Raw genomic sequence first — 20768 nt, forward strand, 5'->3', positions numbered from 1 at the left:
GACCGTCGATCCATTCGAGTCTGATCGCCTTTACGTGCGCGGTCTTTTTTGTTGCCCCGGCCGCTCTTCTGGGACAAGTGACCTCTACTGGCATGCCTACACTCGCCGCCGACCGATTCGGAAAGCTGGAAGGCCGCCTGAATAATGCCCTCCGGGCGCGCGACCGCAGCGGGTTGGATACGCTGCTGGCAAAAGATTTCGAGCTGCGCGAGAGCGGTCGCCCGGCGGAACTCACCTTGCGCGACGACTTCCTGGGGAACGCTGCGCATGGCTCTGCTGTCGCGTGCGCCGTCGAGCAGCTCATGCCGCGGTTGTTCGGTGACACGGCGGTGATCAGCTTCGTCTGCACATCCTCGCCTAGCGGCAACGCCCGTCTCGCCGTGGACGTGTGGCACAGGACCGGTAGGGATTGGAAGCTAGCGGCGCGTTATCTCGGTGCGACAGCGCCACGCACCGGCGAAGGGCTCATTCGCAAGTAGCAGGACGCACAGGAGGGATCACGATGATGGACAGGTTGATTCGCACGATCGCCGCGATTCTGCTTCTTGCCCTCGGGCACCCGATGGCAGCGCAGCAGCCGCCAGACGCCGTCGCCAGGTACACCATCGCCACCTTTGAGCAGGGACTGCGCGAACGCAAGCTCGCCCTCATCGAGAAGGTCGTCGCCAACGACATCGTCGTGCTCGAGAATGGTGGGCGCAACGATGGCTGGACAGACTTCCGCGATCACCATCTCGTTCCCGAGATGCGGGAGCCGGCCCTACCTTCAAAGACTGAGCTCATCAAAACCACGGTCAAGGGCGACATGGCTTGGGCCTACAGCAAAACGACGATGCAAACGGTACGCCGCGGCGCGAAGACCGAGATCGTGGTCTGGTCGGCATACGTGCTGGAGCGCCGCAACGGTGGCTGGAAGATCGTGCTGCTCGATTGGAGCGTCGGAAGCCACCCACTGGCGCAGTGACCATGGTGCCGCAGCCTGCCCGCTCCGGTGCCTGATTCCCACTTTGCTCTTTTTCCCTCTCGGGGAATGGAGTATAAGTTGCTCGCTCCCCCTCGAGATGCGCGCTCCCACGGGCTGCGCATCAGGAGCACCCGGACCCGATGGCGGAAAAGAAAAGTTCCGCTCCACCGCAGCGAGCGTCAGCCCTTGCTGTGGCGGAGCAGGTGACGGCCGCGCTCAGCGTTCGCGACGCCGACAGCAAGTTCCAAGCCGTCGCCGAGACCGCTCCCTGCGCCATCTTCATCTATCGGGAAGATAATTTCGTGTACGGCAATCCGGCCGCCGAAGTCATCACCGGCTACAGTCTTCCCGAGCTCTACCAGATCCGCTTCTACGATCTGGTACATCCTGAGTTCCGCAAGTACATCATCGAGCGTGCCGCCGCGCGCCAGCGCGGCGAGCTTGAGACCAGCCGCTACGAGCTGCGCATCCTCCCCAAGGACGGTTCCGAGCGCTGGGTCGATCTCACCGCCAAGCTCATCAACTTCGACGGCCAGCCTTCCGTGCTCGGCATCGCTTTTGACATCACGGAGCGCAAGCAGGCCGAGCAGTTGCAGCAGGCGCTCTACCGCATCGCCGAGACGGCCAGCTCCGCCGAAGACCTGCCCGCGTTCTATGCTTCCATCCACAAGATCCTGGGCGAGCTGATGTACGCGCGCAATTGTTACATCGCCGTGTACGACGCCGCCAAAGACAGCCTCAGCTTCCCTTACTTCGTGGACGAGTTCGATCCCATGCCCGCGCCGCGTCCGCTGGGCAAGGGACTCACCGACTACGTGATCCGCACCGGCAAGCCCTTGCTGGTCACGCCGGAGACGTTCCAGCAACTGCACAACCGCGGCGAGATCACGCTCGTCGGCACCTTCTCGCAGGACTGGATGGGCGTGCCGCTCAAGTCCGGCGACTCCACCTACGGCGCCCTCGTCATCCAGAGCTACGAGCAACAGCAGCGTTTCGGCGCGCGCGAGCAGGCGGTGTTCACCTTCGTCTCGCAGCAGCTCGCCGGCGCCATCGAGCAGAAGCGCAATCAGGAAGCACTGCGCGAGTCGGAGGAATGGCATCGTCTCGCGTTCGAGCGCAATCTTGCCGGCGTCTATCGCTCCACCATCGAGGGGCACCTGCTCGATTGCAACCTCGCTTTCGCCCGCATCTTCGGCTACGAGTCGCGCGAAGCCATGCTCGGCCACTCCACCAACGAGCTTTTCTTCGATCCCAAAGAGCGTGACCGGTTGATGGAGACCTTGCTGCGCGCGGGCTCGCTCACCGCCTTCGAGATCAAGCTGAAGCGCAAAGACGGCGCGCCCGTGTGGTGCCTGGAGAACATGAACGTCGTCAAGTCGCCAGATGGGCGTTCCGCCGTGCTCGAAGGCACCATGGTCGACATCACCGAGCGCAAGGCGGTGGAATCGAACCTGCAGGTGCAGAAGGCATATCTCGAGCAGCTCTTCGAGAGCGCTCCCGAAGCCATCGTGGTGCTCGATAACGATGCCAACGTCATCCGCGTGAATCGCGAGTTCGTTCGCACCTTCGGCTACACCGCTGAGGAAGCGCTGGGCAAGCGCATCGACGAGCTCATCGTGCCGCCCGAGCTCTTCGCCGAGGCCACTGAGGTGAGCAACAGAGTGCTGCGCGGACGCATGGCCGCACTCGATACCCGCCGTCGCCGCAAAGACGGTTCCATGGTCGAGGTCTCCATCCTCGGCACCCCTATCAACGTCGGTGGCGGACAGGTCGCCGTCTACGCCATCTATCGCGACATCACCGAGCAGAAGCAGGCCGAGCGCGCGCTGGCGCAGAGCGAGCAGCGCTTCCGCTCGCTCATCCAAAGCTCATCCGACGTCATCGTCGTGCTCGATCCCGACGGCACCGTCCACTACGCCAGCCCTTCCACCGAACGCCAGATCGGCGCGCTGCCCGAGATGCTCTCCGCCAAGAACGTCTTCGACTTCATCCATCCCGAGGACCGCGCCGCCGCGCTCCAAGCCTTCGAGTTGGGACTGCACGATCCCGAAGGCAGTCCCGCGGTCGAATTGCGCGTCCGCCACGCCGATGGCAGCTGGCGCACCTTTGAATGTGTGAGCAATCGCCTGCTCGAGGGCGAGAAGGTCACTGGGCTGATCGTGAATGCGCGCAACATCACCGAGCGTCGCCACGCCGACCGGCTGCAATCCGCGCTCTATCGCATCGCCGAGACGGCCAGCTCCGCCGAGGATCTTGACGCGCTCTACCCCAAGATCCACGCCATCCTCAGTGAGCTGATGTACGCGCGCAATTGCTACATCGCCCTCGCCGACGCCGCCACCGGCATGGTCAGCTTTCCTTATTTCGTGGACGAAGTCGATCCGCCGCCGCAGCCGCGCAAGGGACGCCGCGCGCTCACCGAATACGTGTTGCGTTCCGGCCAGCCGCTGCTCGCCACGCCGGAGATGCTGGAAGAACTGGTACAGCGCGGCGACGTCGACCGCGTGGGCGCTCCCTCACTCGACTGGATGGGCGTGCCGCTCAAGAATGGCGACACCACTTTCGGCGTGCTCGCGCTCCAGACCTACGAGCCCAACATCCGCTATGGCGAGCAGGAGAAGGAGATCCTCACCTTCGTCTCACGGCGGATCGCCAGCGCCATCGAGAGCCGCCGCAGCCAGGACGCGATGCGCGAGAGCGAGGCCAAGTTCCGCGCGGTGGCCGAATCCGCCGGCACCGGCATTTACATCCACAACGCCGAGCGCTTCCTCTACGTCAACCGTGCCACCGAGCAGATCTCCGGCTACTCGCGCGAAGAGTTCATGCAGATGCACCCGTTCGACCTGGTGCATCCCGAGTTTCGCGCCGTCCTGAAACAGCGTGCCGCCGCCCGCCTGCGCGGCGAAGACGCTCCCAGCGCCTACGAGTTCAAGATGGTCACCAAGAGCGGCGAGGAGCGCTGGCTCGATTTTTCCGCCGGCACCGTGATGTTCGGGGGCGAGCGCGCCATCCTCGCCACCGCCGTGGACATCAGCGAGCGCAAGCGCGCCGAAGCGCTGCAAGCCGCGCTCTATCGCATCGCCGACAAGGCCTCTACCGTGGGCGATCTGAGTGAGCTTTATCGCGAGATCCACCGCATCGTCGGCGAGCTCATGTACGCGGGCAACTTCTACATCGCGCTGCATGATGCCGCCAGCCACACCATCACTTTCCCGTATGCCGTCGACGAGATCGACGACTTCCCCGAGCCCACCGCGTCCGTCCCCGCCGGCCAGGGACTCACCGAGTACGTGCTGCGCACCGGACAGCCGCTGCTCGCTACGCCTGAAGTCTTCCATGCCCTGTTGCGCCGCGGCGAGGTCCAGGCCGTGGGCGTGGATTCGGTGGACTGGCTCGGCGTCCCGCTCAAGAACGGCGCTCATACCTTCGGTGTGCTGGTGCTGCAAAGCTACGACGACAAAGTCCGCTTCACCGAGAAGGATAAGGAGATCCTTACTTTCGTCTCGCAAAACGTCGCCTCCGCCATCGAGCACAAGCGCAACCAGGAAGCGCTGCGGATCTCGGAAGCGCGCTATCGTTCGCAGGTGCAGAGCGCCGTCTACGGCATCTACCGCTCGAGCGTGGAAGACCGCTTCCTCGACGTGAATCCTGCGCTCGTCCAGATGCTGGGTTACGGCTCCACCGGCGAGCTGCTCGGCGTCTCGCTGGCGCGCGATGTCTACGACGATCCCGAAGATCGCATGCGGCTCATCCGCGAGTACGCCGCCAGCACCACGGTGGATAGCGAGCAGGTGCGCTGGAAGAAGAAGGATGGAACTTCCATCATCGTGCGGCTGAGTGGACGCGCCATCCTCAGCCCGCAGGGCGTCGCCGAAGCTTTCGAGATGATCGCGGAAGACGTGACCGAGCGGCAGGGCCTTGAAGAGCAACTTCGCCAGTCGCAGAAGATGGAAGCCGTCGGCCGCCTCGCCGGCGGCGTGGCCCACGACTTCAACAACCTGCTCACCGTCATCAAGGGATACAGCGAACTCATGCTCGACCAGCTCTCCCCCGCCGACCCCATGCGCGCCGAGGTGGAGGAGGTCGAGCGCGCCGCCGATCGTGCCGCCGCGCTCACCCGCCAGTTGCTCGCCTTCAGCCGCCAGCAGGTGCTGGCGCCCAAGGTCATCGACCTGAACGCCGTCGTCAGCAACATGGACAAGCTGCTCAAGCGCCTGCTCGGCGAAGACATCGACCTGTTCGCCGTGCTCGACCAGAAGATCGGTTCGGTGCGCGCCGATCCCGGACAGATCGAGCAGGTCATCATGAACCTTGCCGTCAACGCGCGCGATGCCATGCCCAAGGGCGGCAAGCTGACGGTCGAGACCGTGAACGTCACACTCGACGAGGGCTACGCCCGCGAACACGCCACCGTGAAGCCCGGCAACTACGTGATGCTCGCCGTCTCCGACAGCGGCGTGGGTATGGACCAGGTCACGCTCTCGCACGTCTTCGAGCCTTTCTTCACCACCAAGGAATCGGGTAAAGGTACCGGCCTCGGCCTCTCCACCGTCTACGGCATCGTGAAACAGTCGGGCGGCTACATCTGGGCATACAGCGAGATCGGCATCGGCACCAGCTTCAAGGTCTACCTGCCGCGCGTGGACGCCGCCGCTGAGATCATCCGGCCCGCCATCGCCGCCGATCCGCACCGCGGCCACGAGACCGTGCTGCTGGTCGAGGATGAAGACGGCGTGCGCGCTCTCATCCGCCAGGTGCTGCATCGCAGCGGCTACACCGTGTTGCAGGCGCGCGAAGGTGGCGAAGCGCTGCTGCTCTGCGAACGCCACGACGGCAAGATCGCGCTGCTGCTCACCGACGTCGTCCTCACCCAGATGAGCGGGACCGAACTGGCGCAGCGCTTGCTGGGGATCCGCCCCGAGATGCGCGTCTTATATATGTCGGGATACACGGACGAAGCCATCGTCCATCACGGCGTGCTCACCGCCGGCAGCTCGTTCCTGCAAAAACCCTTCACTAACGAATCGCTGGCACGCAAAGTCCGCGAAGTAATCGACGCCCCACCCGCGACCAGGTCCGCAAAGGCCTGAGTCTTGCTGGTGAGGAGGCAGGCGACCCCGCCCGCGAACGATGGTAGAGCGACCAGCGGACATCTGGGATCCGAGATTTTCTTTGTACCCATTTTGGGTACAACGTGTATCATGGGTCCATCCTGTACGATGCTGTCCGTGAGAGTGATTGCGCGTCGGACTCTTATTGAGTTCACTGAGTCTTTGCGGGGCAGTAAGGATTCCAAGGCGGTGAAGGCCGCATTGGATTCGTGGTTTCACGAGGCAGATGCGGCGACTTGGAGCACGCCTGCCGACGTGAAAAACAGCTATGGCAACGCCAGTATCGTTGGGGATGATCGCGTAGTTTTCAACATTAAGGGCAACGGCTATCGGCTTGTGGTCGCCATTGACTATGGGAGGCACATAGTATTCATAAAGTGGCTGGGAACTCACCAGCAATACGATGAGATCGACGCCAAGACGGTGAAATATGGAGATAAAGCCGATCAGAAGTGAGTCAGACTACGACGAAGCGCTTCGTCGAGTGGAAGCCCTTTGGGGTTCGGCCTCGGGCACGGCTGAGGGCGACGAGTTGGACGTGCTCGTGCCTTTGCTCGAGGGGTACGAGAGGGAGCACTACGCAATCGATCTTCCGAAGCCGATTGATGCGATCAAGTTTCGCCTCGAGCAAGAGGGCAAAGACTACCGTTCCTTGATCGGCGTTATAGGTCAGCGGACCAGGGTGTATGAGGTGATGCGGGGCGATCGCCAGTTGTCTCTAAACATGATTCGTAAACTTCACACCCGGTTTGAGATCCCGGCGGAGGTGTTGATTCAGCCTTCGCGCCATCGCAAGAGATTGAACGCCGCCAAAAGTCAGCGGTCCAATCGCAGCAAGAAGACCTCCGCGTTCCGCCGATCTGCTTGAGACAATCGCCTGCGGGCGGCCCCACCATTTCTCTCGTAACGGCGGGTGGCCCACCCGAGATCTCGGGTGCCCCATCCTTTGCGGAGCCGGGGTTTGGCGGAGCAATGGGTGGGAGGCCTAGGACTATCTCCGCGAGTCCTTCGGGATCGTTCGGAGATGAAAAGCCTTCGGATATTCCAGACTAGATTTTCGCTCCCACCCTTTGCTCCGCGATGAACCTGCTCCGCAAAGGATGGGGCACCCGCAGTTTCGATTCGGGCCACGATATACCCTCGCTCAGAGAAAGGGTGGGCCACCCGCCCCGTAAACCGGCTCAAGTTAGCGGGAAATCGATGAAAAGAGGAGCTTGACAAGATCCTTCTCCCAGAAGATTCTCGCTCCCACACAAGCAAAACCAGCTTGTGTGGGGCACCCGGCTAAGACAAAACCCGTGGCATCGCGCAGGAATTCGCATGACGTGACGCACCAGGAATCAAAGTCCCCCAAACATTTCTCCGCTGGGATGGCGTCCATAATTCCTGTGCCGCGACTCGATAGGAGTATTCGTCGTGAATGAGCGAATGCGCGCGATGACGCAGGCTGACATCCCGGCGGCGATGCGGATGAAGGACGAGGCAGGGTGGAACCAGACCGACGCGGATTGGCACCGATTGCTTGCTGCAGGTCCCGAAGGGTGTTTCGTTGCATTGCTTGACGACACCGTTGTGGGCACCGTCACGACGATTACTTACGAGGGAAAGGTTTCTTGGGTGGGCATGGTCTTAGTGGATTCGGCCCACCGAGGACACGGGATCGGTACTGGGCTGCTAGAACGAGCGATCGCTCATCTCGATGGGAAGAGAGTCGCGTCAATCAAACTCGATGCCACCCCGGCCGGCAGACCGCTGTACGAGAAGCTAGGGTTTATTCCTGAATATCAGGTCGAGCGCTGGGCGCTCACGCGTGCCACTCATGAGCGGGCGGTTAATGGCGAGCCCGTTGATTTGAAAGATGTCTTTTCGCTAGATCGCGATGTTTTCGGCATCGACAGGAGCATGCTCTTGGCTTGGTTGAGAGAAGCAGCGCCGGAGCTTGCTTTGGTCTCGCGTCGAGGTTCAGAGATCCAAGGCTACACGTTCGGTCGACACGGTTCTCTAGCGGATCAGCTCGGCCCGTGGGTCGCGATCAGCGAGGGAACGGCGGCGACGCTCTTGGATAGATTCCTGCAGGAGTCACGCCGAAGGGTGTTCGTCGATTGCGTGGAGGAAACGAAATGGTCGCTGCCATTAGTGAAATCCCGTGGGTTCACGTTTTCGCGTCCTCTGACGCGGATGTATCGAGGGCGGAATGACCACCGGGGCATGCCGAATCTGATGGGTGCGGTGCTCGGACCCGAATTCGGTTGATTCTCTTAGGTAATCTTATGAGTGTCGGGACACGCGCTTATAGCATTCACACTTGCGGCTGGGGTTTTGACAATCACGCCGGGGCTTGATACGGCTCTGATCCTGCTCACTGGGCGGGTGGCCCTCGATAAGAGCGAAGGCTCGGGTGCCCCATCCTTTGCGGAGCCGGGGTTATGGCGGAGCAAAGGGTGGGAGGCCAAGGGCCTATCCCCGACCGATCGAGGACGCGAAGAGCTGGTTGACCGAACGGAAATCCTTGGCCCAACTTGCGTGTTTCCTTCCCGCGCCTCGTCCTAGCCCCTGCCCTTCTCCGTGACTCCGTGCCTCCGTGGTGGGTTCTGGGCCAGTTCCCGCGCCGCCTCGAACACCTTCACGAACATCGCCCGCGTCAACTTCCCCGTGTTCGTGTTCTGCATCGAGGGATGAAAGGAACACAGCAAGGTCTTCCCATCCGGCATCTGATACTTCGCTCCGTGCCTGAAAGCATAATCAGCTTTGCGGAATTTGAAGGCGCGCCGCTTGAGATGCGCTAGATATCCGTCGAACGCGATCTTCCCCAGCGCCACCACCACGCGGACTTGCTTCAACCCGGCAAGTTCACGATCGAGGAACGGGGCGCAGTTCGCCAACTCTTCCGTCGTGGGCTTGTTGGCCGGCGGCGCGCAGCGGCCGACGGACGTGATCCACGCGCCGGTGAGCTTCATCCCATCATCGCGCCGCACCGCCTCCGCCTGCGACGCGAATCCGGTCTCGTGCAGCACCGGATACATGAAGTATCCCGAGCCATCGCCGGTGAACGGACGCCCCGTCCGGTTCGACCCATGCGCGCCCGGCGCTAATCCAAGTATCAGCACACGCGCCTCCGGATCGCCGAACGCCGGCACCGGCTTGCCCCAATACTCCTGGTCGCGATAAGCCCGCCGCTTCTCGCGCGCGACCGTCGCGCAGTGTTCGCGCAGCCGCGGACACCGCTCGCACGCCACGATCTCCTGATTCAGTTGGAGGAGCCACGCCGGTTGCATTAGCTCCATTCTAATTCCACGATGATGTCATCCTTCGCGAGTGGCTCGGTAGACCCCCGACTTTAGTCGGGGGCGCGAAGCGCCCGAGCGGAGGATCTGCGAACGTCTCGCTCGTCCTCACCAGCGCTCGCCGCCGAGCCTAAGCCGTTTGACCCTGCTCCATCCCCAACCTTATAGTCATAAGGTTGAGCTGTGGTCCGAACGCCCACCTGAGGAAGTCCACTTGAGTTCACCTGAGACCGACACGCCCGCTGCTCCGAACGCCTGCCAGCGCGAGCTCTCCATCGAGATCCCCGCGGAAGACGTTCGCCGCGAGACCGAATCCGTCATCCAGAAATACTCCAAGCTGGCTCGTATCCCCGGCTTCCGCAAGGGCAAGGTCCCGGCGGGCGTGGTGCGCAGCCGCTTCGCCGAAGAGATCAAGAGCGAAGTGGTCGAGGCGCTCATCCCGCGCGCCTTCCGCGCCGAGGTCGAGAAGCAGAAGCTGCAGCCCGTTTCGCAGCCGCACGTCACTGATTTGAAGATGGAAGAAGGCCAGCCCCTCCAGTTCAAGGCAGCATTTGAGGTGCTTCCCGACATCGAAGTCTCGGGCTATCAGGAGATCCGTCCCGAGAAGCCGGACACGAACGTCACCGAAGCCGAAGTGAACGCCGCCCTGAACCAGCTCCGCCAACAAGCCGCGACTTACCAGACGCTCGACGACCGCGCCATCGCCGCCGGCGATTTCGCCGAGATCAGCTTCAGCGGCACGCCCAAGGAGGCCGCGCAGCCTGAAGCGCCTGCGACCGACGCGACGTCCGAGAGCAAGTCCGAAACAGAGCCCGCAACAGAGTCCGAAACAGTGTCCGCAACAAAGGCCGCAAACCAGCCCGCAACCGAGCCCGCAACCCAGCCCGCAACCCAGCCCATCAGCGTGGACGAAGTCCTGGTCGAGGTCGGGGGCGAGAACACGGTGAAGGAATTCTCCCAGCATCTCACCGGGGCGCTTGCCGGCGACGAGCGCTCCTTCGACGTGACGTATGCCGAGGATTTCGGCGACGAGCGCCTGGCCGGCAAGACCGTCAGCTATCACGTGAAGGTCAAGTCGGTGAAGCAGAAGCAGACGCCCGAGTTGAACGACGACTTCGCCAAAGAGGTGGGCAACTTCACTTCCGTGGACGCCCTGCGCAAGCAGATCCGCGAGAACATGGAACACGAGAAGCAGCACCAGGCCGAGCACCATGTGAAGGAAAAGCTCATCGAGGAACTGGTCGCGAAGAACGATTTCCCCGTGCCAGACTCCATGGTCGAGCGCGCCGTGGACGCGCGCCTGGAACGGGGCCTCCGTGCTCTGGCCGCCCAGGGGATGCGCACCGAAGACATGCGCAAGCTCGATTTCACCCGCCTGCGCACCGCGCAGCGCGACGCCGCCGTGCGCGAGGTGAAGGCTTCACTCATCCTCGACAAGATCGCCGACCAGGAGAAGATCGAAGTCTCCGACGAAGACGTGGACAAAGAGATCACCATCATCGCGTCCCAGGCCCAGCAGCCCACGGAGACCATCCGCGCGCGTTTGACCAAGGAAGGTGCGCTGGATAGAATCCGTGACAGGATCCGCAACGAAAAAGCACTCGAATTCCTTTTGCACCGTTCCGCGTAGGGTTGCAGAGTAAGCAGCGGCGCGCACTTTTTTCACTCCCCCACAGGCCCAGCCCGTCGGGGAGAGGTGTAGGCAACTTAGGAGATTCCAATGGCACTGGTCCCCATGGTCATCGAGCAGACCAGCCGTGGTGAGCGCGCGTACGACATCTACTCCCGCCTGCTCCGCGACAACATCATCTTCCTCGGCACGCCCGTGGATGACATGATCGCCAACCTGATCATCGCGCAGATGCTTTTCCTCGCCGCCGAAGATCCCGAAAAGGATGTCTCGCTCTACATCAACTCTCCGGGCGGCTCCATCACCGCCGGCATGGCCATCTACGACACCATGCAGTTCATCAAGAACGACGTGACCACCATCTGCATCGGACAAGCCGCCTCCATGGCCGCGCTGCTGCTCTGCGCCGGCGCGCCGAAGAAGCGTTTTGCGCTTCCCAATTCGCGCATCCTCATCCATCAGCCTTCCATGGGCGGCCTGAGCGGGCAGGCGACGGATATCGATATCCACGCCCGCGAGATCCTCCGGATGCGGGAAATAACAAATCAGCTATTAGCCAAGCACACCGGCCAGAAATTAGATAAAGTAGAGAAGGACGTGGAGCGCGATTTCATCATGAACGCGCAACAGTCCAAAGAGTACGGCATCGTCGACGACATCATCTCCTCCCCCAGATGAAGTCACCGCACGCGCACGCGATCGGGAACGGGTTAAGGTAGGGAGGGCTCACAGTGAAGACCCGCACAGGTACGGACGAAGCACTTCGTTGTTCGTTCTGCCATAAATCGCAAGACGCCGTCGCCAAACTCATCTCCTCGCCCAGCGATTATCCGCGGGCCTACATTTGCGACGAGTGCGTCGCGGTCTGCAACTCCATCCTCGAAGACGATCGCGCCGAGACGCATACCGCCGCCGCGCCCAATCATCTTCCCAAGCCGCCCGAGGTGAAGGTCTTCCTCGACGAGTACGTCATCGGCCAGGAGCAGACCAAGAAGAAGCTCGCCGTCGCCGTCTACAACCACTACAAGCGCATCCACATGAACCGCCAGCGCACGAGTGACGTCGAGCTGGCCAAGTCGAACATCCTGCTCATTGGTCCGACTGGCACCGGCAAAACGCTGCTCGCTCAAACTCTCGCCAAGATGCTCGACGTCCCCTTCGCCATCGTCGACGCCACCACACTGACCGAGGCCGGCTACGTCGGCGAGGACGTCGAGAACATCATCCTCAAGCTGCTCCAGGCCGCCGACGGTGACGTCGGCCGCGCTCAGACCGGCATCATCTACATCGACGAGATCGACAAGATCGGCCGCAAGGACGAGAACCCATCCATCACGCGCGACGTCTCCGGCGAAGGCGTGCAGCAGGCGCTGCTCAAGATCCTCGAAGGCACCATCGCCAACGTCCCGCCGCAAGGTGGACGCAAGCATCCGCACCAGGAGTTCACGCCCGTCGACACCACCAACATCCTGTTCATCTGCGGCGGCGCTTTCGTCGGACTCGAAAAAGTCATCGGACGCCGCGTCGGCAAGAAGACCATGGGCTTCCGCTCTCCCGGCACCGGCGCCGACGGCAAACCGCAATCTGAGCAGGAGATCCCGCCGAATCGCCGCGATACCGAGATGCTGCAGAAAGCGCAGCCGCAGGACCTGATCAAGTTCGGGCTCATCCCTGAGTTCGTCGGACGCCTCCCTGTCGTCGGCGTGCTCAACGACCTCGACGAGAGCGCGCTGGTCGAGATCCTCACCAAGCCGAAGAACGCCATCGTCAAGCAGTACCAGCGCCTGTTCGAGTTCGAGAACGTGAAGCTCAAGTTCTCCACCGAAGCACTGCGCGCCATCTCCAAGGAAGCGCTCAACCGCAAAGTCGGCGCGCGCGGCCTGCGCATGATCCTCGAAGAGCTCATGCTCAACCTCATGTATCACCTCCCCAGCCAGAAGAAGATCAAGGAGTTCGAGGTGACGCAGGAGATGGTGGACAACCGCGATATCTCCCTTGCCCAGATGGAGAAGGCGGGGTAGTCAAAATCGTTTAGAAAGGGCCGGCACACTCGCCGGCCCTTTTTATTTTTGCTACAGCGCGCGCATGAACGCGACCAGGTCTTGTTTTTCCTGGTCGGTCAGCTTCGTGCCCAGCACCACGTTGAAGAACTCCACCGTGTCCTCGAGTGTGAGCAGGCGATCGTCGTGCAGGTACGGCGGGGAGTCTTTGATGCCGCGCAGCGGGAAGGTCTTGATGGGCCCGTCCGCCGCGGCCAGCATGCCGTTGATCATCTTCGCGGAATAGAAACGCTCCGCTTGCAGGTTGTGCATGTTGTTGTCGGTGTAATACGGAGGCGTGTGGCACTGGCTGCACTTCCCTTTGCCGAAAAAGACAGCTTGCCCGCGCAGCTCCGCTGGCGTGGCTCGGGTCTCGTCCAGCGTGCCCAGCACGTTCAGCTTCGGCGCCGGAGGAAAGTCGAGCAGCTCCTGGAACTCAGCCATGTCGTGTACCTGGCTGCCGCGGTCCAGGATGTTCAGGCCTTTTTTGGTGGCGATCACCGGATCGCCGTCGAAATAAGCGGCGCGCTGCTCGAATTCGGTGAAGTCTTCCACCGTCTTCAGGCCGCGTTGCGAGCCGAACAGGCGCTGCACGTTCACGCCACGCAGCGAGGGCGTCTCGATGCGGTGGCGGAAGTGCTGGGGCCGGATGTCACCCACCAAATGCGTGGCGCCGTTGGTGTGGCCGTTCTGATGGCAGTCGAAGCACGCTACGCCTTGGCTGGGCTTCACCGAGCGCCGGTCAGCGGTGAGGTTGAACTGCTGCTGCGCGAATGGCGAGACGAGCAAGCGCAATCCATCGATCTGCTTGGGGTTCAGGATGCCGTTGAACAAGTCGTAGAAATTGTCGAGCGTGACCAGCTTCCCTTGCGAGACGTCACCCAGATCAGGACGCGTCGTCAGGAAGATGGGCGCGGGAAACTCAGGCAGGAAGTGATCGGGAATATCGAAATCGAGGTCGAAGCGCGTGAGGTCGCGCGCCGTCTGCTTTTTCACCTCATCGATCTGGAACTGCGGGAACAGCATGCCACCTTCGTCGTGGTTGGGATGCGGCAGCGGCAGAAAGCCCGCCGGGAAAATGCCTTTCTGGCGGATCTCATCCGGGGACATCGCCGCGAGCTGCTGCCACGTCACGCCCGCCGGCAGCTTCACCCGGACGCCCTCTTGCACCGCCTTGCCGCGGCTCATCGTGACGCCCGCGGCCGCGCGGTTGCTCAGATCGTAGCGTTCGGCGAGCAGCGCCGCCGCGCGCTTTCCGAGCGCCGGCTTCGCCGCTTCCATCTTCCGCATCACGGTAACGAAATCCCCCTCGATGGAAGGGATGTAGCTGGTCTCGCCACGCAACGCGACGCCCTGCTGCCTGGCTTCATCGGCGATGCGCAGCGCGGGCTGCTTGTTTTGACTGGACGGCTGGGACGTTGTTTGCGAAGCGGGCTGCTGCGCCGACAACGCCAGCACGCCACAGAAGATGATGAGGAGGGAGCTTGTCAGGTACGCGGCCCGAGGAGTGTTGCGCTTCATCAGAACCTCCAGCTTGCGCGGATTTCCCGTTAGGGATGTGCGGAGCGGGCGCAGGGATGCGTTATTTTTGGAAAATCAACACCCACCACGGAGACACGGAGGCACGGAGTGTCTCCGGTGGAGGGGCGGGCCGGGGGTATCGGTGGTAGGCACTACTTCTCCACCCTTTGCTCCGTCTTGTTCTGAAATCGGAACAAATTAACAGCTCATCTTGACACAGGAGCGCGAAGGACTACAGTGCTTCCCGCGTGCGCTTCTACGTCGCCATCACGGACTTTGATTGGTTCACCTGCTTATCCGCTCAAAAGCCGGACGAAGTGAACTTCTGGCAGCCGTCCGGCAACACGCAGTTCCGTGCCCTCGCCCCAGGCGAGCCACTGCTTTTCAAGCTACACAGCCCGCGCAATTTCATCGTCGGCGGTGGATTCTTCAGCACGTTCAGCCAATTGCCGATCAGTTTCGCTTGGGAAGCATTTGGGACTAAGAACGGAGCGCAGTCGTTCGACGAGATGCGCGAGCGCGTCTGGAAATACCGCCAAGGGACGGAGCGAATCGGTGGTGAGGAAGTTGTTGGCTGCATCGCTCTCCAGCAGCCATTCTTCTTTGCGGAGCCAGACTGGATCCCGGTGACCGATTGGTCGAAGCCCATTGTTCGCGGGAAGGGCTACGACACAACGGAGCAGCGCGGCGCGGAGATATGGCAGGAGGTGCAGTATCGCTTGGCGAATCCGGTGCCAATCCCGGATGAATCCGTACTGGTAGAAACGGAGCGATACGGCACGCCGCAGATCTGTCTTCCCCGCCTGGGGCAGGGAGCTTTTCGGGTGGTGGTGGCTGACAGTTATCGGCGTAGCTGTGCGCTATCGTCGTCGCACATCCTTCATATCCTCGAAGCTGCGCACATTAGACCGTTCGCGCAGGGTGGAACGCACTCGCCTACGAACGGGCTGCTGCTAAGAGAGGACACTCACACGCTCTTTGATCGGGGATACATCACGGTTACGCCTGAGTTCAAGGTCGAAGTGAGCAACAAAATCCGGGAAGAGTTCAATAACGGGGATGATTACTACGCGATGCACGGGCGGGAGATAAATCTGCCGGAGCTGCGGCAGTTGCGGCCGGCTGCCGATTCTCTCGCGTGGCACAATGTGTCCGTTTTTCGGCCGTGACGGACCTCCATACTCCCTTTTCTGATTGCATCCTGCAGTCAAGCAGAGGTACTGTCCGCGGTCAAGAACGCCGACTTCGAGGTTGCGACATGGTGGAAGTGGTAGAGAGTCTTGAACTCGCCAAGAAGGTCAAGAGCCGGTCCGTATACAAAGAGCGGAAGAACTCATTAGCCACGACTGAAGAGCTCGGACCCGGCGTCAAGCTCGAGAATAAGGCTTGGTGTTTGCTTTACAGTCTTGGCCCCACATTAATGACACTCGATCGAGATCCCAAGGTTCTCATCCAGAAGGCTGTTCCCAGTCCAGACGCACTCGCAATCTTTCCCAATTGGGGGGTCATATTGGAGTGCAGCGACAGTGATGACCCGGCTTTCCACTTGCACAGATTTGAGCGGGTCTTGGAGGTCAAAGCTGCACTCAAGAATGCCTTGAGCGAGATGTACCAGGTCGATCGCCTTGAGTGTCTGCTGATTGTGCGGGACCTGGAAAAGGTAAGCGCTCCGCTCCTTGCTAAGGTCAAAGAGAGAAGAATTGCGTTATTAGATAACCGACGACTCGATTATTTCCTGGCGCTCGAGAAGCAATCGGGCGTGGGCCTCAAGCGAATGTTCTGGGCGCGCACATTCCCCAGACTTGTCTCACCTGAAGAGATTTCCGTCCCAGCTATGCGGATGAAAATCGGAAAGGGACGCGTCGTCTTTTCGTTCGCTGCTACCCCGAACGACCTCCTCGTTCGCAGCTTCGTGTCGCATCGTGAGCTTGATGGGCCAAAGGGATACCAACGGATGCTGAACGGGAAGCGCCTATCAAACATCGCGAAATACGTGAAGCAGTACCACACGTTTCCAACGCCGATTGTGGTTGCATTTGAGCCGGCGGCTGGCGAGCACTTTGACTTTGCGGGTAAGGAGGAGGACGCCCATGAAGACATCCGCCTTGGCACGCTCCGCTTGCCCTCAAAGCCGAACTCCATCCAGGTGATCGACGGTCAGCATCGGTTGTACGCGTATACGAAGGTTGAGCCCGACAAACGGCACATACTTCAGGTAATTGCTTACAAGAAGTCGGAGGCCTTGGATGCAGCAAGCATGTTTGTCGACATCAACAGTAAGCAGAAGCCTGTGCCCCAAAATCTGCTCTGGGAACTGTACCCGGAGATTTACGACGAATCGGACGGCAATTATTTTCTATCCATTATTGCCCAAGTTATCGAGGGACTCATTGAAGCGGGGACGCTCCGTGGAATCGTTTCGAACATTACTCTCCAATCTAAAGGACCAATCACGTTCAGGACGATATGCACGGAAGTAAAACGATTGGGCTTGATAACCAAGGATGGCGGTCTGGTCGCGCAGTGCGCGGGCGATGCATCTGAGAAACGCAAGCTATTGAGTCAATGGATTGGGTCTCTGTTCGCCGTGCTGAAGGAGTTGGGTGCCGATCATGGGTCAGTAAACGCGAAGTTTATGTTTTCAAACGTAGGCATTGTTCCAACTATGAGGGTTTTCGGTCGGATCCTTCGAGTGGAAGCCGGAAAACGGGCGCCTGGCTGGATCAAGAATCGACAAGAGGTCAAGGAAACTCTCAAGAAGTATTTCCAATGTCTGTACTCCTACTACTCGCAGAAGAGTGCCGCTGAGCTTGCCAACCTCAGAACTGAGAGAGTCGCCGAGGCTGGATTTGGCGAAACGGACGATGAGATGAGCGGGTTGATTCAGCTCGGCCATAGCCCCGATTTCCCGAATCGAAGTGGTGCGGACGAGCAGGTATTTAGAGCGGCGAATGATCTCGCCTTAGCAATGTATCAACTGAATCGCAACAGTATCGCCGCGGGACACACGAAGGAGGGTGTATTCCCGAGCTTTGACTACCTGATTTTCAGAAAGAGGTTCAGGAAGAAAGAAATTGACCAAGACGCCTTTTGGGGTTTAGTCAACGAACTCTATAAGGAAGTTGTGGAAGGCGGCGGCGGCAAGAATGTCCCTGAGGGTAGTCGACTTGCGAAGGCCCTTGGTCTCGGAAGCATTGTCGAAAGCCAACCCATACGAAACTTGGATAACCTGCGAAATTACTGGGACCACAATCTAAGGGCTCTTAGACCAGAAAAGCGTCAGGACGCCATCAACCTCCTAAAGGAACTGACCGAAAAACCGGCTTTAGCGAATCCAGAAGAACTTGCGAAGAGCGACTACAAACGCGCAATCATCGAGATCCTTCACATGCTCGACGCGGGTGTGTTGAAGCCAGCGATCCAAGGCACTGGACAGGCTTCAAAAGTCGGCGTTGCAAGCCACGCGTGAACGCACACCGGTGCGCGCAAACGCTCTCTTTCTTTGGCGCTTCGCTCTGCTGCGCGCGGAGCCTGCGGCAGCGAGGTAGACGGCGAGATCAGTGGACAGTGGCTAGTGGCTAGTGGCTAGTGGCTCAAAGGCGGTCGTTGGTCTTTGGTGTTTGGTCGTTGGCCGAGCCCGGTGTCAAGAGCATTAATTTCATAAGGATTTCACCCGGTTGCGGGCTGGGTACAGACGTAGTAGGTTACGAGCAGTGGCTAGTGACTAGTGGCTAGTGGCTAGAGACCCCGGAGAAACCCAATGACCACACCCACCACGACCAAGGAAAAGTTCGAGACGCGGAAGCTCCCGATGATGCCGATCCGGGACGTGGTCATCTTCCCTTACATGATGACGCCGTTCGTGGTGGGCCGCGAATCCAGCGTGCGCGCGCTCGAAGAGGCGCTCGCCGCCGACAAGAAGATATTCCTGGCGACGCAGCATGACGCGTCCGTCGACGAACCCAAGCCCACCGAGATATTCCAGGTGGGGACCATCGTCAACATCGTGCAGTCGCTCAAGCTGCCTGACGGCAACATCAAGGTGCTGGTCGAGGGTGTGGAGCGCGGCAAGATACTGCAGGTCGTCGACACCGAAGGCTACTTCCAGGCCACCGTCCGGACGGCGAAGTATGGCACCGAGATAACGCCTGCGGTCGAGGCGGCGATGCAGCGCGTTACCGGGCTGTTCGAACAGTACGTGAAGCTTTGCCAGTCGCTGAATTACGAGACCATGATCGCGGCTGTCCGCATGGAAGATCCGTCGAAGCTGACCGATACCATCGCGTCGAACTTGCAGCTATCCATCGAAGAAAAGCAGGAGCTGCTCGAGATATTCGATCCCGGCGACCGGCTGAACCGCATTGCCGACGTGCTCGACATCGAGATCGAGAAGCTGAACATGGACCGCACCATCCAGTCGCGAGTGAAGCGGCAGATGGAGCGCGCGCAAAAAGAGTATTACCTCAACGAGAAGATCAAGGCCATCCAGAAAGAGCTGGGGCGCGGCGAGAAGAGCGAGTGGGACGAGCTGAAAAAGAAGGTGGACTCGTCGGGGATGCCGAAAGATGTCCACGAAAAAGCGCTGCAGGAGTTGAAGAAGCTGGAGGCGATGCCGCCGATGTCGGCGGAGTCCACCGTCTCGCGCAACTACCTGGACTGGCTGCTGGCGGTGCCGTGGAGGAAGCGGTCGAAAGAGATCCGCTCCATCGAGCGCGCCGAGAAGGTGTTGAACGAAGATCATTATGGCTTGGAGAAGATCAAGGAGCGCATCCTCGAGTTCCTCGCCGTGCGCCAGCTGGTGAAGAACCCGAAAGGGTCCATCCTGTGCTTCGTGGGGCCTCCGGGCGTGGGCAAGACTTCGCTGGGCATGTCGATCGCGAAAGCTACAGGTCGGAAGTTTGTCCGCATGTCGCTGGGTGGCGTGCGCGACGAGGCGGAGATACGCGGGCATCGGAGGACGTACATCGGCGCGCTTCCCGGCCAGATCATCCAGATGATGAAGAAGGCGGGGACGAAGAACCCGGTCTTCATGCTGGACGAAGTCGACAAGATGTCGATGGACTTCCGCGGCGATCCGTCTGCGGCGCTGCTCGAAGTGCTCGATCCGGAACAGAATTTCATGTTCGTCGATCACTATCTCGACGTGGAATACGACCTCTCGCAGGTCTTCTTCGTCGCGACGGCGAACGTGATACACACCGTCCCCGCCGCGCTCCAGGACCGCATGGAAGTGCTGCGTCTGCACGGCTACACCGAGCCGGAAAAGATCGAGATCGCGAAGCAGTTCCTCGTCCGCAAGCAGCGCATCGCGGCCGGACTCACGGAGAAGAACATCCAGTTCACCGACGAGGCGATCGCGGAGATCATCCGGGGATACACGCGCGAGGCCGGCGTCCGCAACCTCGAGCGCGAGATCGGGAACATCTGCCGCAAGGTCGCGCGCAAGGTCGTCAAGGAAGGCGCGGATTACAAGATCGCCGTCACCGCGGAGAAGGTGCACGACTTCCTCGGCGTCACCAAATTCCGCGATACCGAAGCGCACGAGAAGAGTGAGGTCGGCCTGGTCACCGGGCTGGCGTGGACGGAAGTCGGCGGGTCCATCCTCTCGACCGAAGTCACCGTGGTCGAGGGCAAAGGCAAGCTGACGCTGACCGGCAAACTCGGCGACGTGATGCAGGAATCGGCGCAGGCGGCGGTGAGCTACGTCCGATCGCGCGCCGCGCAGCTTGGCCTGCCGCGCGATTTCTATCGCAGCCTCGATATCCACGTGCACGTGCCCGAAGGCGCCATCCCGAAAGATGGGCCGTCGGCCGGCATCACCATCGCCACCGCCATCGCCAGCGCGCTGAGCAAGATCGCGGTGCGGCGCGACGTCGCCATGACCGGCGAGATCACGCTGCGCGGGAAGGTGCTACCCATCGGCGGCCTGAAAGAAAAGCTGCTCGCCGCGCATCGTGCCGGCATCTTCGAAGTCCTGCTGCCCAAGGACAACGAGAAAGATCTTGCCGAAGTGCCGGAGAACCTGCGCAACCAGATGAAGCTGCACTGCGTGGAGTCGATGGACGACGTGTTGCGCATCGCGCTGGAAAAGCCGCTGCCCACGCCGCTGCCCGACGAGACGCAGGCGGCGGCGCTGCCGGTGCCTCCGCCGACGGGCGACGCGCCCGCGGCGCATCAGTAACTCGGCGAGTACCGAGTTGCGAGTACCGAGTACCGAGA

General features: G+C 60.9%; 13 protein-coding genes and 2 pseudogenes. 13 read left to right on the plus strand and 2 right to left on the minus strand.

All coding sequences use genetic code 11. From position 1 onward, the window contains the following. Positions 1–92 precede the first annotated feature (92 nt). From M3P27_02545 to M3P27_02575, 7 genes and pseudogenes are all read left to right on the plus strand, one after another. Positions 93–479, plus strand: coding sequence for a nuclear transport factor 2 family protein (locus tag M3P27_02545; protein ID MDP9267189.1), 387 nt, complete (start codon positions 93–95; stop codon positions 477–479). A gap of 23 nt (positions 480–502) precedes the next feature. Then, complete coding sequence (locus M3P27_02550) at positions 503–964, plus strand: nuclear transport factor 2 family protein (protein MDP9267190.1); 462 nt, start codon at positions 503–505, stop codon at positions 962–964. Positions 965–1104: 140 nt separating this feature from the next. Beyond that, positions 1105–6054, plus strand: coding sequence for a PAS domain S-box protein (locus M3P27_02555; GenBank protein MDP9267191.1), 4950 nt, complete (start codon positions 1105–1107; stop codon positions 6052–6054). Between the two features lie 138 nt (positions 6055–6192). Continuing rightward, complete coding sequence (locus M3P27_02560) at positions 6193–6531, plus strand: type II toxin-antitoxin system HigB family toxin (GenBank protein ID MDP9267192.1); 339 nt, start codon at positions 6193–6195, stop codon at positions 6529–6531. Next, positions 6506–6862: pseudogene (locus M3P27_02565) on the plus strand (transcriptional regulator). Before M3P27_02560 ends, M3P27_02565 begins: the two are co-directional and overlap by 26 nt. Before the next feature lie 641 nt (positions 6863–7503). Next, positions 7504–8328, plus strand: a complete 825-nt coding sequence (locus tag M3P27_02570; protein ID MDP9267193.1) for a GNAT family N-acetyltransferase — start codon at positions 7504–7506, stop codon at positions 8326–8328. 21 nt (positions 8329–8349) lie between these two features. Continuing rightward, positions 8350–8439, plus strand: a pseudogene (locus tag M3P27_02575) (LysE family translocator). A gap of 182 nt (positions 8440–8621) precedes the next feature. Here M3P27_02575 and M3P27_02580 read toward each other — a convergent pair. Further along, complete coding sequence (locus tag M3P27_02580; GenBank protein MDP9267194.1) at positions 8622–9350, minus strand: uracil-DNA glycosylase; 729 nt, start codon at positions 9348–9350, stop codon at positions 8622–8624. A gap of 223 nt (positions 9351–9573) precedes the next feature. Between M3P27_02580 and tig the strand changes: the two genes are divergently transcribed. The 3 genes from tig to clpX all read left to right on the plus strand — a co-directional run bounded on the left by tig (position 9574) and on the right by clpX (position 13010). After that, the gene (gene tig, locus M3P27_02585) at positions 9574–10989 is read left to right on the plus strand and encodes a trigger factor (protein ID MDP9267195.1); all 1416 of its coding nucleotides are present in this window, start codon (positions 9574–9576) and stop codon (positions 10987–10989) included. A 90-nt stretch (positions 10990–11079) separates the two neighbouring features. Then, a complete protein-coding gene (gene clpP, locus M3P27_02590) occupies positions 11080–11667 on the plus strand; it encodes an ATP-dependent Clp endopeptidase proteolytic subunit ClpP (GenBank protein MDP9267196.1) in 588 nt (195 codons plus the stop codon). Positions 11668–11720: 53 nt separating this feature from the next. Next, positions 11721–13010 (plus strand): ATP-dependent Clp protease ATP-binding subunit ClpX, encoded by a 1290-nt coding sequence (gene clpX, locus M3P27_02595; GenBank protein MDP9267197.1) that lies wholly within the window; start codon positions 11721–11723, stop codon positions 13008–13010. Between the two features lie 51 nt (positions 13011–13061). Here clpX and M3P27_02600 read toward each other — a convergent pair whose 3' ends face one another. Beyond that, on the minus strand, positions 13062–14549 hold the full coding sequence (locus M3P27_02600) for a cytochrome B6 (GenBank protein MDP9267198.1): 1488 nt from the start codon (positions 14547–14549) through the stop codon (positions 13062–13064). A 248-nt stretch (positions 14550–14797) separates the two neighbouring features. Here M3P27_02600 and M3P27_02605 point away from each other — a divergent pair, with 248 nt between their 5' ends. From M3P27_02605 to lon, 3 genes are all read left to right on the plus strand, one after another. Further along, complete coding sequence (locus M3P27_02605; GenBank protein ID MDP9267199.1) at positions 14798–15718, plus strand: HNH endonuclease; 921 nt, start codon at positions 14798–14800, stop codon at positions 15716–15718. Between the two features lie 89 nt (positions 15719–15807). Continuing rightward, positions 15808–18018 carry a DGQHR domain-containing protein gene (locus M3P27_02610; protein ID MDP9267200.1) on the plus strand — a complete coding sequence of 737 codons (2211 nt, stop codon included), beginning with the start codon at positions 15808–15810 and terminating at the stop codon, positions 18016–18018. Positions 18019–18309: 291 nt separating this feature from the next. Next, entirely contained in the window at positions 18310–20730 is a 2421-nt protein-coding gene (lon, locus tag M3P27_02615; GenBank protein MDP9267201.1) for an endopeptidase La, read from the plus strand. Positions 20731–20768: the final 38 nt, after the last annotated feature.

It is taken from the genome of Acidobacteriota bacterium, from assembly GCA_030774055.1.
Classification (GTDB): domain Bacteria; phylum Acidobacteriota; class Terriglobia; order Terriglobales; family Acidobacteriaceae; genus JACPNR01.

Bases quoted from the DNA above. Each gene is read 5' to 3' on its own strand.
- M3P27_02545 (MDP9267189.1), top strand. From the start codon at position 93: ATGCCTACACTCGCCGCCGACCGATTCGGAAAGCTGGAAGGCCGCCTG.
- M3P27_02550 (MDP9267190.1), top strand. From the start codon at position 503: ATGATGGACAGGTTGATTCGCACGATCGCCGCGATTCTGCTTCTTGCC.
- M3P27_02555 (MDP9267191.1), top strand. From the start codon at position 1,105: ATGGCGGAAAAGAAAAGTTCCGCTCCACCGCAGCGAGCGTCAGCCCTT.
- M3P27_02570 (MDP9267193.1), top strand. From the start codon at position 7,504: ATGCGCGCGATGACGCAGGCTGACATCCCGGCGGCGATGCGGATGAAG.
- M3P27_02580 (MDP9267194.1), bottom strand. From the start codon at position 9,350: ATGCAACCGGCGTGGCTCCTCCAACTGAATCAGGAGATCGTGGCGTGC.
- clpP (MDP9267196.1), top strand. From the start codon at position 11,080: ATGGCACTGGTCCCCATGGTCATCGAGCAGACCAGCCGTGGTGAGCGC.
- M3P27_02600 (MDP9267198.1), bottom strand. From the start codon at position 14,549: ATGAAGCGCAACACTCCTCGGGCCGCGTACCTGACAAGCTCCCTCCTC.
- M3P27_02610 (MDP9267200.1), top strand. From the start codon at position 15,808: ATGGTGGAAGTGGTAGAGAGTCTTGAACTCGCCAAGAAGGTCAAGAGC.
- lon (MDP9267201.1), top strand. From the start codon at position 18,310: ATGACCACACCCACCACGACCAAGGAAAAGTTCGAGACGCGGAAGCTC.